We start from the raw sequence: 16,403 nt of genomic DNA on the forward strand, positions 1-16,403 counted from the left end.
GGTGAGCTGATGATCGGACGCAGACACCAGGTGGCGCTGGCCCTGACCGCCCTCCTCGCCGCCGCGGCCGCCTGCCAGAACCAGGCGCGGCACGAGTCGGCGAGCCCGGGCCGTCCGGCGCCGCCGCCCGTCGTCCGCGACTTCACGCTCGTCGCGACCGGCGACGTGCTGCCGCACGCCTCCGTGATCGAGCGGGCGGGCTTCGACGCGGGCGGCCGGGGCTACGACTTCCGCCCGATGCTCGCCGGCGCCGAACCCGTGGTCCGCCGCGCCGACGTGGCCCTGTGCCACCTGGATACCGTCTACGGCGCCGACCGCGGCTTCACGGATTTCAAGGCGCCCCCGCAGCTGGCCGCGGGCCTCGCCGCGACCGGCTACGACGGCTGCTCGACCGCCTCCGGCCACGTCCTGGACGACGGCGCCCCGGGCCTGCGGCGCACCCTGGACACCATGGACCGGGCCGGGCTGCGGCACTCGGGCACCGCCCGCACCGAGGCCGAGGCGCACTCGGTCACGATGCTCCAGGCCGGCCCGGCCCGGGTCGCGCACCTGTCGTACACCTACGGCACCGACGGCCACCCGATGCCCGCGGGGCAGCCCTGGGCGGTCAACCTCATCGACGCGGACCGGATGGTCTCCGACGCCCGGGCCGCCCGGCTCGCGGGCGCCGACGTGGTCGTCGTCTCGGTGCGCTGGGGCACCGAGTGGGAGGAGGCCCCGGACGGCACACAGCTCGAACTCGCCCGGCGGCTCACCGCCTCGACCACCAACGGCCGCCCCGACATCGACCTGATCCTCGGCAGCCACGCCCACGTGCCGCAGGCCTACGAGAAGGTCAACGGCACCTGGGTGGTCTACGGCATGGGCGACCAGGTCGCCGGCGAGATGTACAACCGCAGGGGCGTGCAGGACTCGCGCGGCAACGAGTCCACGGTCGGCCGCTTCACCTTCACCGCGCCCGCCAACCCCGGTGACCGCTGGCAGGTCACCCGGGCCGAGTTCGTCCCGCAGATGTACGACCTCGACGCCGGCCGGGTGCTGGACCTCGGCCGGGCCATCGCCGGCGGCGCCGAGCTGCAGGGGGTGCGCGACCGCATCCGGGACGTGGTGCTCAGCCGTGGGGCCGCCGCCGACGGGCTGGTCATGGGGGACTGATCACTCCGCGGGCGGCCGGGCGAGCGCGGAGCGGCGGTAGGAGTAGCCGAAGTAGATCACGCAGCCGATCAGGAACCACACGACGAACCGGACCCACGTCTGCCACTGCAGGAACGTGATCAGCCAGATCGAGAAGACGACGCCCAGCGCGGGCAGGAACGGCATCCACGGGGTGCGGAAGGCGCGCGGCAGGTCCGGCCGGCGGTAGCGCAGCACGATCACGGCCGTGCACACCACGACGAACGCCAGCAGGATGCCGATGTTGGTCAGCTCCGCCGCCTCGCCGATCGGGACGAACCCGGCGATGAGCGCCGAGCCCACGCCGACGATCCAGGTCACCCGGGTGGGCACGTGCCGGGTCGGGTGCGTCTTGGCGAACCAGGCGGGCAGCAGCCCGTCCCGGGACATCGAGAACCACACCCGGGTCACGCCCAGCATGAACGTGAACATCACCGTGAGGATGCCGATGATCGCGCCGACCGCGATCACGTCCGCGAGGCCGGCCAGGCCCACCGACTTGAAGGCCGAGGAGAACCCGCTCTCCGGGTCGATGTCCTTGTAGTTCTGCATGCCGGTCAGCACCAGGCACGCCAGGACGTACAGCACCATCGAGATCGCCAGCGAGTAGATGATCGCCTTCGGCATGTGCCGCTGCGCGTCCTTCGACTCCTCGGCCGCGGTCGACATGGCGTCGTAGCCGAAGACCGCGAAGAACACGGTCGCCGCGCCGGTGAACGCCCCGCTGATCCCGAACGGGAAGAACGGGTGGTAGTTCCCCGTGTCGATGTGGAAGAAGCCCACGCCGATCACCACCAGCACGACCAGCACCTTCAGCGCGACCACGAAGGTCTCGAAGCGGGCCGCGCTGCGGATGCCCTGGGTGAGCAGCCAGGCGATCAGCAGGCACAGCACGGCCGCGAACAGGTCGACCCGGTGCCCGGCCCCCGTCCCCGGCGCCCCCAGCATCCAGGCGGGCAGCTTCGCGCCCATCTCCTGGACCAGGAACCCGAAGTACCCGGAGATGCCGATCGCCACCACGGCCACGATCGCCGTGTACTCCAGCAGCAGGTCCCAGCCGATGAACCAGCCGGCGAACTCGCCGAGCACCGCGTAGCCGTACGTGTAGGCCGACCCCGCCTTCGGGATGAGGCCCGCGAACTCGGCGTACGACAGTGCGGCGCAGGCGCTGGCCAGACCGGCGATCAGGAACGACACCAGCACCGCGGGCCCCGCCGTGCCGTTGGCGACGGTGCCGGCGAGGGTGAAGATGCCGGCCCCGATGATGCCGCCCACGCCGATGGCGGTGAGCTGCGACAGCCCCAGCGACCGGTCCAGCCGGGGGCCCTCGCCGAGTTCGGTCTCCTCGATGTGTTCGATGGGTTTGCGGCGGAGAATTCCTTCACCCGCACGAAGCCTGGCCATGCGCCTCACCTCTTAGCCGACGGCAAACGGCTGACGGCGGATCATGATGGCTCAGGGCGGTCCCGGACGGAAGACGCCACGCACGGCCCAGTCCGGTGTCCACGCACGTGCCCCGGCCCGGGCGGGCCGAAGACCCGCGAGACGGGTGCGCAGAGCGGCGAGACCGGGGTGCGCGTTGGCCGTGTCCCAGACCAGGCAGTGCGGGTGGACCGGGGTCGGACCGGTGAGCGGGATCCGGTGCAGGCCGTACGACGCGGGCCCGACGAGACGGGTCTGCGCGCCGACGAAGGTGGCCGGAGCCGAGGTCAACGGTCTGATCATGGCGACCTCGCCGCTGCTCGTCGTCCTCATGCTCGGCCCGCTCGGCTTCGCGGCCTGGCAGTACGGCCTCGCCTTCGCCGTGCCCTGCCTCGGCGGCCTGCTCGGCTCCCGTCTGGCCCGGCCGCTGGTCGCCCGGCACGGCAGGCGCCGGGTGCTGTTCACCGCAGGCGTGCTGCGCGCCTGCTGGTCGGTGGGCCCGGCCCTCGTCCGCCCCGGCGTCCCCGGGCTGGTCCTCGTGATGGTCCTGGAACTGGGCCTCATCACCTGCTCGGGCGTGTTCAGCCCGGTCCTCGCCGCCGAACGGCTCGAACGGGCCCCGGACGACCGGGTGGCCCGCACCCTGGCGGCCTGGTCCGTCACGAGCAAGGCCGCCACCGCGGCGCTCACCGCGCTGTGGGGCCTGCTGGCCGCGCTCACCGGCCCGCGCGCCGCGATCGCCCTGGCCGGGGTCCTGCTGCTGCCCACCCCGCTGCTGCTGCGCGGAACCGCTACGGCACGACCGTCACCGGCCACCGCCCCGCCTTCACCAGCCGGACCGCCACCGAGCCGATGATCCGGTGCCCGGCCTGCTCCGAGGCGCCCACCACCACCGCGTCCGCCTTGAGCTCGTCGGCCGCCTTCACCAGCCCGTTGTACGGGTCGCCGCGGAAGGTGTGGAACTCCCAGCGCACCTCGAATATCCCCCTGACCCGTTCGGCCGCCTCGCGGATGTAGGAGACCAGGTCCTCGGCGATCTCGTCGGTCGTCTCCGCCACCGGCGCGCCGAGCGCCGCCCCGGCCGCGAGCACCGGCTGCACGTACACCACGGCCAGCAGCGCGCGCTGCCGCCGCGCCAGACCGCCCGCGTACGCGGCGGCGCGCAGCGAGGAGTCCGAGCCGTCCACCCCGACCACGATGACCTTGGGGCCGTCGGTGCCCCGCTCGAACTGGTGCGCGTGCTGTTCGTGCTGCTCCGTCACAGCCCGAGGCTATCGGAACCGGTGGTTCAGGCCGAGGAGCGGCCCCGCTCGACGGGCGAACGGCCCCGGCCCTTCCTAGAGTCGGAACCATGACTGCCACCGCCGGGCCGGACGCACGCGGGTCGGCCGCGGGCCGGACACTCCCGCCCGCCGGCGGCCGCCTCGGCTGGGTGCCCGAGGCCTTCGGGACCCTGTTCGCCTTCCTCGGCCTGCTCTGCGCGCTGCTCGCGTTCATCGCCCCCCTGCGCACCGTGCTCCGCCCGGTCGTGCGCGCCCTCGACCTGCTCCTGGTGCCGATCAGCGCCAACCTGGCGTACGCGGTCTTCCTGTTCCTGCTGGCCGGCGCCACCGCCGCCCGCAAGAAGGTCGCCTGGTGGCTGGTCGTGGTCTACCTGGGCCTGCTGGTCGTCTTCGACGTCCTCGGCCTGGCCCTGGGCCAGTACGCCGTCTCGCTGCCCTCCTTCGTGCTCTGCGGCCTGCTGCTGCTCCTGCTGGTGCTCGCCCGCGCGGAGTTCTACGCGGCCTCCCGCCGCGGTGCCGTGTGGCGCGCCCTGGGGGTGCTGGTGGCCGGGCTCGTCGTCGCCATCGTCGTCGGCTGGGGGCTGGTCTCGCTGTTCCCGGGCACCCTGCCGGAGGGCCAGCACCTGGCGTGGGCGGCGGACCGGGTGTGCGGCGGGCTGGTCTCCAACAGCTCCTTCGACGGCCGGCCGCCGCGCAAGGTCACCTTCCTGCTCGGCCTGTTCGGCGCGCTCGCGCTGCTGAACGCGGCCGCCGCGCTCTTCCGCTCCCAGCGCCTGGAAGCGGCCCTGCACGGCGACGAGGAGGCACGTATCCGCGCCCTCCTCGGGGCCTACGGCGCACAGGACTCGCTCGGCTACTTCGCCACCCGGCGGGACAAGGCCGTCGTCTTCTCCTCCAGCGGCAAGGCCGCCGTCACCTACCGCGTCGAGGCCGGCGTGTGCCTGGCCAGCGGCGACCCCGTGGGCGACCCCGAGGCGTGGCCGCACGCGATCGCCGCGTGGCTGGACGTGGCCCGCCGGCACGCCTGGGCGCCCGCGGTGATGGGCGCCTCGGAGTCCGGGGCCCGCGCCTTCGCCCGCGCCGGGCTCGGCGCCCTCCAGCTCGGCGACGAGGCGATCGTGCACGTGTCCGGGTTCGACCTGAACGGCCGGGACATGCGTGTCACCCGGCAGGCCGTGCACCGCGTCCGCCGCACCGGGGCCACCTCGCGCATCCGCCGCCACGCCACCCTCACCGACCGCGAGATGGAGGAGATCGTCGACAAGGCCGACGCCTGGCGCGACACCGAGACCGAGCGCGGCTTCTCCATGGCCCTGGACCGGCTCGGCGACCCCAGCGACGGCGACTGCCTCCTCGTGGAGGCCCTGAGCGAGGACGGCAGGCTGCTCGCCCTGCTCTCCTTCGTGCCCTGGGGCCGCGGCGGCGTCTCCCTGGACCTGATGCGCCGTGACCGCAGCGCCCCCAACGGGGTGATGGAGTTCATGGTCGCCGAACTGTGCGCGGCCGCCCCGAAGCTGGGGGTGCGCAGGATCTCGCTGAACTTCGCCGTCTTCCGGTCGGTGTTCGAGGAGGGCGCCCGCATCGGCGCGGGCCCGGTGCTGAGGCTGTGGCGCCGGCTGCTGCTGTTCTTCTCCCGCTGGTGGCAGCTGGAGGCCCTCTACCGCTCCAACGCCAAGTACCGCCCGGAGTGGTACCCGCGCTTCATCTGCTACGGCGAGACCGCCTCCCTCGCCCGCATCGGCCTCGCCTCCGCCATCGCCGAGGGGTTCGTCTCCGTGCCTTCGCTGCGCAAACTCTGGGGAAAGGGGCACCCGAAGACAGGGCAGCGGCCCGCCACCACCGAGGGCCTGCCGCCCCTGGCGGCGCTCGGCCTCGACGGAGGGGACGAGGCCGGGACCGCCGTCCCGGACGCGGGCCTGTCCGACCAGGTCCGCGTCCGGCTCCGCAAGCTCGACCGGCTGCGCGCCACCGGCACCGACCCGTACCCGGTCGGCGGTCCCACCCCGACCCACGCCCTCGCCGACGTCCCGCACGGCGGGGACGTCACCGTGGCAGGCCGGGTCATGCTGGTCCGCGACTTCGGCGGCATCGTCTTCGCCGTGCTGCGGGACTGGTCCGGGGACCGTCAACTCGCCCTCATCCGCGACCGGTCCGGCGCCGCCCTCGACCGTTTCCGGGACACGGCCGACATCGGCGACCACATCACCGCCACCGGCCGCGCGGGGGTGAGCGACAAGGGCGAGCCCACCGTCTTCGTCACCTCGTGGCACCTGGCCGGCAAGTGCCTGCACCCGCTGCCCGACAAGCGCCGCGGCCTCGCCGACCCCGAGGCCCGGGTCCGCCGCCGCTACCTCGACCTGGTCACCAGCCCCGCCGCCCGCCAGGTGGTCCGCACCCGCTCCACCGTCGTCCAGGCCCTGCGCCAGGGCCTGCTGGACCGCGGCTACGTCGAGGTCGAGACGCCGATGCTGCAGCAGATCCACGGCGGCGCCAACGCACGCCCCTTCACCACCCACATCAACGCCTACGACCTCGACCTCTACCTGCGCATCGCGCCCGAGCTGTACCTCAAACGGCTGTGCGTGGGCGGCCTGGAGCGGGTCTTCGAGATGGGCCGCACCTTCCGCAACGAGGGCGTCTCCTACAAGCACAACCCCGAGTTCACGATGCTGGAGGCCTACCAGGCGCACGCCGACTACGACGTGATGCGCGACCTGGCCCGTGAGCTGATCCAGGGCGCGGCGACCGCCGCCTTCGGCTCCGCGGTCGCCCGCAAGGACGGCCGGGAGTACGACATCTCGGGGGACTGGCCCGTGAAGACGGTCCACGGGGCGCTCTCCGAGGCCCTGGGCGAGGAGATCGGCCCCGGCACCGAACTGCTCAGGCTGCACCGGCTGTGCGACCGCACGGGCGTGCCGTACACCCCCGACGACACCCCGGGCGACGTGGTCCTGGAGATGTACGAGCGGCTGGTCGAGGAGCGCACCCGGCTGCCCACGTTCTACAAGGACTTCCCCACCGAGGTCTCCCCGCTCACCCGGCAGCACCGCGCCGACCCGCGCCTCGCCGAGCGCTGGGACCTCGTCGCCTTCGGCACCGAACTCGGCACCGCCTACTCCGAACTGACCGACCCCGTCGAACAGCGCCGCCGGCTCACCGAGCAGTCCCTGCTGGCCGCGGGCGGCGACCCCGAGGCCATGGAGCTCGACGAGGACTTCCTCGACGCCCTGGAGTACGCGATGCCGCCGACCGGCGGCCTCGGCATCGGCGTCGACCGGCTGGTCATGTTCCTCACCGGCCTCACCATCCGCGAGACCCTGCCCTTCCCGCTGGTGCGCCGCCGCTAGGTGCATGGATCACGAGCGTTGTCGACACCGGAGGGCCACGCCCGCGCACCCCGGCGGCACCGCACCCGGCGCGGGAGGCGCACGGGGCGGCGTGCGCTGCGCCGTACGGGTGCATTCCGCCGCCGCACCGGTGTCGATGCGGGGCACCTGAGGTTTGCGGGGCGACTGATGAAGCATGCAGAAGGATCAGTTGTTCACACGGCGCCGCATGCTGCTCGCCGGGGGCGCCGCCCTGGGAGCCGCGGGCACCGCGGGAGTCGTGGTGGCGGGCGACGGCGGCGAGGCGGCCCGCACCGCCGCACCCGCCGCCGGCCCGCAGGCCCGCCAGGTGCTCAAGTCCTCCGCCTTCCGGCTCCAGCCGCTCACCGGGTACGGTCCCCCGCGCGCCGCGCCGCGCAAGCTGAAGGTGCGCAGCGAACCCATCCTGCAGATCTCCGGGCGGGGCCGCCGGATGATGCTCACCTACGACGACGGCCCGAACCCGGCCTACACCCCGCACATCCTGGACACCCTCGCCAAGTACGGCGTCCGGGCGATGTTCTTCGTGTGCGGGGAGTGCGTCGTGGACAACAAGGAACTGCTGGCCCGGATGGCCGACGAGGGGCACGTCGTCGGCAACCACACCTGGACCCACCCGCTGCTGACCAGCCTGGCCCGGGGGGAGATCCGCTCCGAGATGGAGCGCACCAGCGATGTCATCGAGGACGCCTACGGGGAGCGCCCCCAGTGGTTCCGTGCGCCCTACGGGGCCTGGAACCGCGCGGCCTTCCAGCTCGGCGCCGAGATGGGCATGGAGCCCATGGCCTGGACGGTCGACACCACCGACTGGGAGACCCCCGGCACGGGGGTCATCGTCGACCGCGTGGAGAGCGGCGCCGCCCCCGGCGTCGTGGTGCTCTCCCACGACGCGGGGGGCGACCGATCGCAGAGCGTCCACGCGATCCGCGAGTACCTGCCCTACCTGCTCGACTCCGGCTACCAGCTCACGGTGCCGCCCCGCCGCACCACGTGAGGCGGCCTTCGCCCGCCCGGTGACGGCAGGTCACCTCACCGCGACCAGGCGGGCGAAGACGACGACGTTCCCGTCGTACCCGTTCTGCTTCGAGAAACCGCCGCCGCAGGTGATCACCCGCAGCTCCGGTGTGCCCTTGGAGCCGTACACCCGGTCGCTCGGGAAGTCGCTCTTGGCGAACACCTCGACCCCGTAGATCTCGAAGACCGCGGTCCTGCCGTCCTTGCGCAGGACCTCGACCCGCTCGCCCTTCTTCAGCGCCCCGAGCCCGTAGAACACGGCGGGGCCCTGCTTGTTGTCGACATGGCCGACCACCACCGCGGTGCCCTTCTCCCCGGGGGAGACCGCACCGGTGAACCAGCCCGCCAGATTGGGGTCCTCCGGCGGCGGCGCACCGACCCAGCCGTTGGCGTCCAGGCCGACGGGCGTGACGGGCGCGTCGACCCGGATCGCGGGGATGCGGATCCGGTCGGCCGCCGCGAACGGCAGCGGGACGAGGGCCGGCGCGGGCGTCTCGGGAGCGGCCCGGCTGTCCGCGGCCGCCGCCGACGCGGGTTGCGGCGGGCCGACGTCGAACTCACCGGAACCGTTCCGGATGAGGGCCAGACCGGTCAGCAGGACCAGCGCTATGACGCCCCAGGGGGCGCGCTTGCGCCGCCGCTCCTCCTCCTCGGCCAGCTCGGACCGCAAGGACACAGACATTCGCCATCCCCTCTCGACGCGGCCGTCGGCACGTGCCTCGCGCATGGGAAAACGCTAAGTCCCGCGAAGGCCGGGGGCGACGGGGCGACGGGCGAACGGGTGGTCGGCCGCCCGTCCGGTGCGCCATCCGAGTTGCAGTCCACAGGAATTTTCTGACGCGGTGTGACCTGCAGAAATATCTGATTGTGTGGTTTTCGCACGGCGTGTCCGCTCACCAGGACGGAGCATTCTCGACGTGCGGGCGTGTTCCGCGCGTCCGAGGGTCTTGATCGGGAGGCGCTTTCTCGCCGATAGACCGGGGACGGGACCCGGGGTGCCTCCCGCGGAGGATCACATGCGAAACCAAGGCGCTCTGGCGGCCGCGTGCGCGGCGGCCGCCGTGCTCGGGCTCGCCACTCCCGTCGCCGTCGCGGACGGCATGGGCAACAACGGCGGGCCGTCCAACGACAACACGGGAGTCATCGCCGGCACCGGCACCGGCGTCGCAGGGGTGGGGGTGGGGGTCGTCCCGGGCATCGGCAACCTCAACGGGCTCGGCAACGGCAACGGCAACCGGTTCAACGGCAACGGCGACGCCGGCTTCAACGGCCGCATCAGCGGCAACTTCAACGGCCACATCAACGGCAACATCGGTGGCCGCGGCAACGACTTCGACAACGGCCGCGGCAACGACTTCAACAACAACGGCAGGGGCAACGACTTCAACAACGGCCGCGGAAACGACTTCAACAACGGCAGGGGCAACGACTTCGACAACAACGGCAGGGGGGACAACAACGGCAGGGGTGACAACAACGGCAGGGGCGACAACAACGGCCGAGGGGACGACTTCGGGAACAACAACGGCCGTGGCGACGACTTCGGCAACGACAACGGCCGCGGGGACGACTTCGGCAACAACAACGGCCGTGGCGACGACTTCGGCAACAACGGCCGCGGGGACGGCAACCCGCGCAACATCGTCGCCTCGCCCAGCGTGATCCCCGCCGGCGGCCGGCTCACCGTCACCGTGAACGGCTGCCGGGGCGGCACGGCGTTCTCGCGTGCCTTCCGGCCCATCGAGCTCCGGCCGGTCCGCGAGGACACCTCGCGCGGCTCCGCCTCGGTCGAGCGGGGCACCCGGCCGGGCCGGTACGACATCACGGTCAACTGCAACGGCCGCACCCTGACCCGGCCCAACGCCGTCACCGTGCTCGGCGGCGTCCAGGGCGGTCTCGGCGGCAGCAGCATCTCCGGCGCCACGCCGGCCGACACCGCCATCGGCGGCGGGCTGGTGGCGGCGGCCGTTCTCGGCGGCGGCGCGTGCCTGCTCCGGCGCCGCAACGAGAAGCGGATCTGACGGGCCCTTGTCCCGTCCCCGCCGGAGCCCCGGCCACCCCGACAGGCCCTCGCCCCGACCCCCGCACGGGACTCGGGGCGAGGGCCTGTGACGGGACGCGCGCCCGGACCGGCGGCCGCGGCTAACCCCCCGCGTGCGGGAACAGCGACAGGAACGGTTCGGCGCTGGCCGCGATGCCCCGGCTGAAGGGGGCGTCGAAGTCCCAGATGAGGAACAGCATGAAGGCGATCGTCGCGGAGAACAGGCCGGCCAGGACCAGTTCCCTGCGGGTGCGCCGGATCTGCAGCGCGAAGACCATGCCGATCGTGATGACCGCGCCCGCCAGCAGACCCCACCACACCACGGGCGGCATCGTCGCCCCCGTGGAGTCGGCACGCGCGTTGCGCGCCTCGTCGGCGGCGGCCATCTGGTCCAGCACCGGCTGGTAGGCCTGCGCCTCGAAGTCGTTCTTCGGCTGGTAGTCGGTGACGTCGTGGCGGACCTGCGTCAGCAGCTCGGTGCCGCGCGGGGTGATCTGCCCGTGGTCGGCCATCTCCTTCCACTCGGTGGTCACGACGTGTCCGACATAGGCGTTGACATCGTCCCGAATCCGGTCACGGACGTCCGGCGGATAGATCCGCACCCGCTCGTAGATCTCGTGCAGCGCCTGGGCCTCGGCCTGCACATGGTCCTGGGCGGCGCTGCGCGCCTCCCACACGCCCGCGATGGCCAGGCCCAGGACGATGGCGTACACCACGCCGATCCACATCGTCATGTACTCGATGACGTCCGGGGTCTCGCTGGGGTCCTCGTCCTCGGGGGCCCGCTTGTGCCGTACGAGGGTGATCACGACCACCACGGCGCAGGCCCCCAGCATCGCGAGGACGAGAACAAGCCAATCCGACAACGGTTCCTCCAGGGGTGAGCCGCCGGCGCGTCAGCGCGGGCGCAGTGCCGCCACGGCGACGATCGCGGGAACGGTGATGAGCAGGACGTAGGTGACCGGTGAGGTGGGGGAGGGGGCCGGCCGGCTGCTCGCCCTGGGGTGGTACGCCGGGTAGCTCACCGGGGTCACCGAGGGCCGTGGCCTGGGCCTGGGCCGGGGCGGCGGGGTGGGCTTCGGCGGCGGGGGAGGCGGGGAAGCCGGACGGGCCACGGGTGCCGCCGGGGCGGGCCGGGCCGGCGGGCGCGGCTTCGGCGGGGGCGGCGGCTTCGGTGTGGGGGTCGGCCGCGGCTCGGGCTTCGGCTTCGGCGGCGGCGGGGTGGGCGTAGGCGTAGGCGTCGGCGTCGGCGTCGGTGTGGGCGGGCAGGGTGGCGGGGTGGGCTCCGGGCACGGCGGGACGGGCCAGTGGTGCCGGTGGTGCCAGTGGCCGCCGCCCTGCTCGTCGTCACCCTGGTCGTCGTCACCGCCGTGGCCGCTGTGGTCGTGGCCGCCGCCCGCCACGGCCACCGCGACCGTGCCGCCCGGGCCCGTCGAGGCGTAGGCGCAGGCGTCGGCCGACGCGCTCCCGACCGGGCAGCCCACCAGGGTCCAGGTCAGGGTCACCAGGGCCAACACCCTTACGGCGGGCGCACATCGGGTCACTTCGGGTCCATGCACGACCGAGATCATGAGCCGCTGGGCGCGGTCGCACGCCGTGGTGTGCCGGGATTACCCCAAAGGGGGGACAAAACACGATCAATGGTTTGACGAGCGGAAGGACGCGCCCCCGCTGAAAAGAAATTCGCGCTCCCGTTGAACGCTCCCGCCCCCGCGCCGCGTACCCATGGCCGTGCGGCGGCGCAGCGAGGCGCTGCAATATCCAGGCGAAATTTGGGGAGTTGACGATGAAGACCTCCTGGCGGGCCGCCTCACTGGTGGCCACGGCCGCTTCGGTGCTGGCGCTGACGACGGCGTGCGGTCAGGACAACGCCACCACTCCGGCATCGGCGGCCCAGAACGTCGGGGCCACGGCGGCGGCCGGCGACTACGGCAACGCAGGCGCCACGCCCGGCACCGGCACCGCCGCGGGCAACGGCTACGGCGCCGACGGCAACCAGAGTTCCAGCTCCCCGACCCCGGCCACCCCCGCGGGCAAGCTGACGGTGGCGGCCAACCCCGACCTGGGCAAGGTGCTGACCGACGGCTCCGGCCTCACGCTGTACCGGTTCGACAAGGACACCGCGAACCCGCCCAAGTCGAACTGCGCGGGCGACTGCGCCACCACCTGGCCGCCGGTGCCCGCCGACGACGCCACCGCCGGCGCCGGCATCGACAAGGCCCTGCTGGGCGAGGTCACCCGCGCCGACGGCAGCAAGCAGCTCACCATCGCCGGCTGGCCCGCCTACCGCTACGCCAAGGACGTCAACTCCGGTGACGTCAACGGCCAGGGCGTGGGCGGCAAGTGGTTCGCGCTCGCCCCCAACGGCAAGAAGGCGTCGCTGTCCTCCCTGCCCGGTCTCTCGGTGCGCAAGGACCCCAAGCTCGGCGAGGTCGTCGTCGACCGCAACGGCATGACGGTCTACCGCTTCCTGAAGGACAAGGCGTGGCCCAAGTCCGTCTCGAACTGCACCGGCGCCTGCCTGGAGAAGTGGCCGGCGGTCGCCCCCGTCAAGTCCGACGACACCAAGGGCGTGCAGAAGAAGGGCCTGATGGGCTTCACCCGGCCCGACGGCACCAAGCAGATGACGGTCAACTGCTGGCCGATCTACACCTTCTCCGGTGACAAGGCACCCGGAGACACCAACGGTCAGGGCGTCGGCGGCACTTGGTACGCCGTCTCGCCCGACGGCAAGCCGGTCGGCGCGCCGGGCAAGTAGGAGATCACCTCCCCAGGGTCGATCGCCCCGCCCACTGGCGCCCGGCCGAAGGTCCGCCCCCTCCGCACCGCACGGAGGGGGCGGACCGTTGTGCGTGAGGGTCCTCGCGGCGAGCGGCGAGCGGCAAGCGGCGAGCGGCAAGCGGCAAGCCGGACAGTCGTCGCACAGCGGGGCCACACGGGCACTTCCGCAGGCAGTGACCGGGAACGGATGGTCAATTTCCGGTTCGGGTCGCTCCTTCGGCGGGCGATCAGTAGCCTCTGCTCGAACACCGGATCGCCTGCACCCGTCGACCACGCCTGGAGAGTTGCATGGAGCGTCCCGCCTGGGCCCCCCGGAGCATCGACATCTCGGTGCCGAGCGTTTCGCGTATCTACGACTACTACCTGGGCGGTTCGCACAACTTCGAGGTCGACCGGGAAGCGGCCCGCAGGGCCATGGAGTTCATGCCGGGCCTGCCGAAGATCATGCAGGCGAACCGGGCGTTCATGCGCCGGGCCGTGCGGTTCGCGGCCGCCGAGGGCATCACCCAGTTCCTCGACATCGGCTCCGGCATCCCGACCTTCGGCAACGTCCACGAGGTGGCCCAGGCGGCCGCGCCGGACGCCCGCGTGGTCTACGTCGACCACGACCCGGTGGCGGTGGCGCACAGCGAGGCGGTGCTGGCGGGCAACGACCGCGCGGACGTGGTGGCCGCCGACCTCTGCAAGCCCCGGGAGATCCTCGCGAGCCCCCGTCTTGAGCGCCTGATCGACCTGAATCGGCCAGTGGCGCTCCTCCTCGTTGCCATACTGCACTTCGTGGAAGACGCGGACGACCCGTACGGCGCGGTGGCCGAGTTGCGCGGCGCGCTCGCGCCCGGCAGCCTGCTGATCCTCACGCACGCCTCGTACGAGGGGATCCCGCTGCCGGCGGAGCGGGCCGAGGGCGCGGTGGACGTGTACAGGAACATCCGCAACCCGCTGATCATGCGCTCGCGCGACGACATCGCGCGGTTCTTCGAGGGGTACGACATGGTGGAACCCGGCCTGGTGCCGATGCCGCACTGGCGCCCGGAGTCGGCGCCGGAGGACGAGGACCCGTACGCCTTCTCCGGGTTCGCCGGCGTGGGGCGTACGGCGTGAGCGCGGAGCCGGACGGGCCGGAGGACAGACTGCGCCGGCTGACGACGATCTGGAGCCGGGCGGTCTTCCCCGTCACCTCCACGTCGCTCACCCGCGCCGAGTTCGACGAACTGCTCCTTCCGCTCGCCCGCCGGCTGAGCGCACTGCTGCGGGCCCGCAGCTTCGACGCCGAGGAGGCGCGGGCCGTCGGCGCCGCCCTGGTCGGCGCCCACTGCACCGACCCGGAGACGCTCACCCGCAGCCTGGACTGCGTCGACGCCTACCTGGTGCTGTACTGCGGCGAGGACGGCCCCCAGGACGAACTGCGCATGCGCTCCTCGCGGTTGCAGCACGCGATGGCCGCCGGGTACGCGCAGGCGCTGCGCGAGCGCACCCTCGCCGAGCAGGAGGCCATCGCCCAGGCGGCGTTGCGCGCCCAGGGCGTGGTGGCGCAGGCGCTGCACGCGAGCGAGGCCCGGTTCCGCGCGGTGTTCGAGGGCGCGGCCATAGGAATCGGCATCGCCGACCTGGACGGCAACGTGCTCCAGGTGAACCAGGCCCTGCTGCGGATGTTCGGCGGCTCGGAGAACACCCTGCGCGGCCGCAACGTCCTGGAGTGGACGCACCCCGAGGACGCCCCGCAGACCTGGAAGCTCTACGAGGAACTCGTCCGCGGCGAGCGCGAGCACTACCACCTGGAGAAGGCCTTCAACCGCCCGGACGGCACGGTCCTGTGGACCAACCTGACCGTCTCCCTGCTGCGGGACGCCGACGGTGCACCGCAGTACCAGCTCGCGCTCATGGAGGACACCACCGAGCGGCGCCTGCTCAACCTCCGCCTGCGCTACGAGGCCACGCACGACGCGCTCACCGGGCTGCCCAACCGCACGCTGTTCTTCGAGCGGCTGGAGAAGGCGCTCGGCGCGGGCGAGGGCCAGCGCTTCGGCCTGTGCTACCTGGACCTGGACGGCTTCAAGACCATCAACGACAGCCTCGGCCACGCGGCCGGCGACCGGCTGCTGGTGGAGGTCGCCGACCGGCTCCAGTCCTGCGCGACCGCGCCCGGCGAGATGGTCGCCCGGCTCGGCGGCGACGAGTTCGTGGCGCTGACCACCGGGCCCGGCACCGAGCGCGAGGTCGACGAGCTGGCCGAACGCATCATGAGCGCCCTGGTCACGCCCATCAGCATCGACGGCCGCGACCTGCTGGTGCGGGGCAGCCTCGGCATCGTGGAGGGCCCGGCGGGCGAGCGCACCGCGGCGGAGGTCCTGCGCAGTGCGGACATCACCATGTACCGGGCCAAGTCGGCGGGCGGCAACCGCTCCGAACTCGCCGATCCGGAGGCCGACGCCCGCGCCATCACCCGGCACGGGCTCACCACCGCCCTGCCGACGGCCCTGGAGCGCGGCGAGTTCTTCATCGAGTACCAGCCGCTGGTGCACCTCGGCGACGGCAGCGTCCGGGGCGCCGAGGCCCTGGTCCGCTGGCTGCACCCGCAGCACGGTGTCCTCGGCCCCGACCGCTTCATCCCGCTCGCGGAGCACACGGGCCTCATCGTCCCGCTCGGCCGCTGGGTCCTGGAGGAGTCCATCCGGCAGGCCCGCGAGTGGCGGGAGCGCCACGGCGCCGGCACGGCCGCAGGGCCGCTGCGCATCAACGTCAACCTCTCGCCGTGCCAGCTCAGCCATCCGGGTCTGGTGCAGGACACGGTGGAGATCCTCGAACGGGCCGGTGTCACCCCGGACGCCCTCTGCCTGGAGGTCACGGAGTCCGCGCTGATCGGCGCCGACGACGACCTGCTCAAGCCGCTGCGCCGGCTGGCCGAGATGGGCGTGGACATCGCCCTGGACGACTTCGGCACCGGCTACTCCAATCTCGCCAACCTGCGCCGGCTGCCCGTGAGCGTCCTCAAGCTGGACCGCTCGTTCACCCAGGGCATGCAGCAGTTCCCGGCCGACCCGGTCGACCTGAAGATCGTCGAGGGCATCGTCTCCCTGGCCCACAGCCTCGACCTCGCGGTCACCGTCGAGGGCGTGGAGACCGGCGCCCAGGCCGAACAGCTCCGCATACTGGGCTGCGACACGGCCCAGGGCTGGTACTACGCCAGGCCGGGCCCCCCGGAAAGGCTCCACGACCTGGCCCTGGTGGACGCAACGGGCTGAGGGGGGAAGTGGGGGGCGCAGCCCCCCACCAGGGGCGCGGGGAACTGCGCGACCGGCCACAGGCGACCCGCACCCCGAAACG

The 16,403-nt window shown here is 72.8% G+C and carries 12 protein-coding genes and 2 pseudogenes; 8 read left to right on the forward strand and 6 right to left on the reverse strand.

What is annotated here, in order from left to right:
* Positions 1–9 precede the first annotated feature (9 nt).
* On the forward strand, positions 10–1,155 hold the full coding sequence (locus tag B446_RS31965) for a CapA family protein (protein ID WP_020943586.1): 1,146 nt from the start codon (positions 10–12) through the stop codon (positions 1,153–1,155).
* Here B446_RS31965 and B446_RS31970 read toward each other — a convergent pair whose 3' ends face one another.
* Positions 1,156–2,577 (reverse strand): amino acid permease, encoded by a 1,422-nt coding sequence (locus tag B446_RS31970; protein ID WP_020943587.1) that lies wholly within the window; start codon positions 2,575–2,577, stop codon positions 1,156–1,158.
* A gap of 51 nt (positions 2,578–2,628) precedes the next feature.
* The gene (locus tag B446_RS40520) at positions 2,629–2,898 is read right to left on the reverse strand and encodes a hypothetical protein (RefSeq protein ID WP_234967659.1); all 270 of its coding nucleotides are present in this window, start codon (positions 2,896–2,898) and stop codon (positions 2,629–2,631) included.
* Here B446_RS40520 and B446_RS31980 point away from each other — a divergent pair.
* A pseudogene (locus B446_RS31980) lies at positions 2,882–3,451 on the forward strand (MFS transporter); the annotation flags it as partial. The gene B446_RS40520 and the pseudogene B446_RS31980 sit on opposite strands and share 17 nt — an antisense overlap.
* Here the strand turns inward: B446_RS31980 and B446_RS31985 are convergent.
* A complete protein-coding gene (locus B446_RS31985; protein WP_020943590.1) occupies positions 3,387–3,857 on the reverse strand; it encodes a universal stress protein in 471 nt (156 codons plus the stop codon). The pseudogene B446_RS31980 and the gene B446_RS31985 overlap by 65 nt on opposite strands.
* 89 nt (positions 3,858–3,946) lie before the next feature.
* Between B446_RS31985 and lysX the strand changes: the two genes are divergently transcribed.
* Together lysX and B446_RS31995 are read left to right on the forward strand one after the other, a co-directional pair.
* Positions 3,947–7,225, forward strand: a complete 3,279-nt coding sequence (lysX, locus tag B446_RS31990; RefSeq protein ID WP_020943591.1) for a bifunctional lysylphosphatidylglycerol synthetase/lysine--tRNA ligase LysX — start codon at positions 3,947–3,949, stop codon at positions 7,223–7,225.
* Positions 7,226–7,400: 175 nt separating this feature from the next.
* A complete protein-coding gene (locus B446_RS31995) occupies positions 7,401–8,237 on the forward strand; it encodes a polysaccharide deacetylase family protein (RefSeq protein WP_043476853.1) in 837 nt (278 codons plus the stop codon).
* A gap of 30 nt (positions 8,238–8,267) precedes the next feature.
* Here the strand turns inward: B446_RS31995 and B446_RS32000 are convergent, their stop codons facing one another.
* Positions 8,268–8,939, reverse strand: coding sequence for a class F sortase (locus B446_RS32000; protein WP_043476855.1), 672 nt, complete (start codon positions 8,937–8,939; stop codon positions 8,268–8,270).
* Positions 8,940–9,885: 946 nt separating this feature from the next.
* Between B446_RS32000 and B446_RS40525 the strand changes: the two are divergent.
* Positions 9,886–10,278: pseudogene (locus B446_RS40525) on the forward strand (hypothetical protein); the annotation flags it as partial.
* 121 nt (positions 10,279–10,399) lie between these two features.
* Here the strand turns inward: B446_RS40525 and B446_RS32010 are convergent.
* Both B446_RS32010 and B446_RS32015 read right to left on the reverse strand, forming a co-directional pair.
* Positions 10,400–11,164, reverse strand: a complete 765-nt coding sequence (locus B446_RS32010) for a DUF4239 domain-containing protein (protein WP_020943595.1) — start codon at positions 11,162–11,164, stop codon at positions 10,400–10,402.
* Positions 11,165–11,194: 30 nt separating this feature from the next.
* Entirely contained in the window at positions 11,195–11,803 is a 609-nt protein-coding gene (locus tag B446_RS32015) for a hypothetical protein (protein WP_193384562.1), read from the reverse strand.
* Positions 11,804–12,084: 281 nt separating this feature from the next.
* On the opposite strand from B446_RS32015, the gene B446_RS32020 reads away from it, so the two are divergent.
* From B446_RS32020 to B446_RS32030, 3 genes are all read left to right on the forward strand, one after another.
* On the forward strand, positions 12,085–13,056 hold the full coding sequence (locus B446_RS32020) for an SCO0930 family lipoprotein (protein ID WP_020943597.1): 972 nt from the start codon (positions 12,085–12,087) through the stop codon (positions 13,054–13,056).
* Positions 13,057–13,367: 311 nt separating this feature from the next.
* The gene (locus B446_RS32025) at positions 13,368–14,180 is read left to right on the forward strand and encodes an SAM-dependent methyltransferase (protein ID WP_020943598.1); all 813 of its coding nucleotides are present in this window, start codon (positions 13,368–13,370) and stop codon (positions 14,178–14,180) included.
* Positions 14,177–16,321 (forward strand): putative bifunctional diguanylate cyclase/phosphodiesterase, encoded by a 2,145-nt coding sequence (locus tag B446_RS32030; RefSeq protein WP_020943599.1) that lies wholly within the window; start codon positions 14,177–14,179, stop codon positions 16,319–16,321. Before B446_RS32025 ends, B446_RS32030 begins: the two co-directional genes overlap by 4 nt.
* Positions 16,322–16,403 lie beyond the last annotated feature (82 nt).

Origin of the sequence: Streptomyces collinus Tu 365 (genome assembly GCF_000444875.1) — a bacterium.
Lineage (GTDB): Bacteria > Actinomycetota > Actinomycetes > Streptomycetales > Streptomycetaceae > Streptomyces > Streptomyces collinus_A.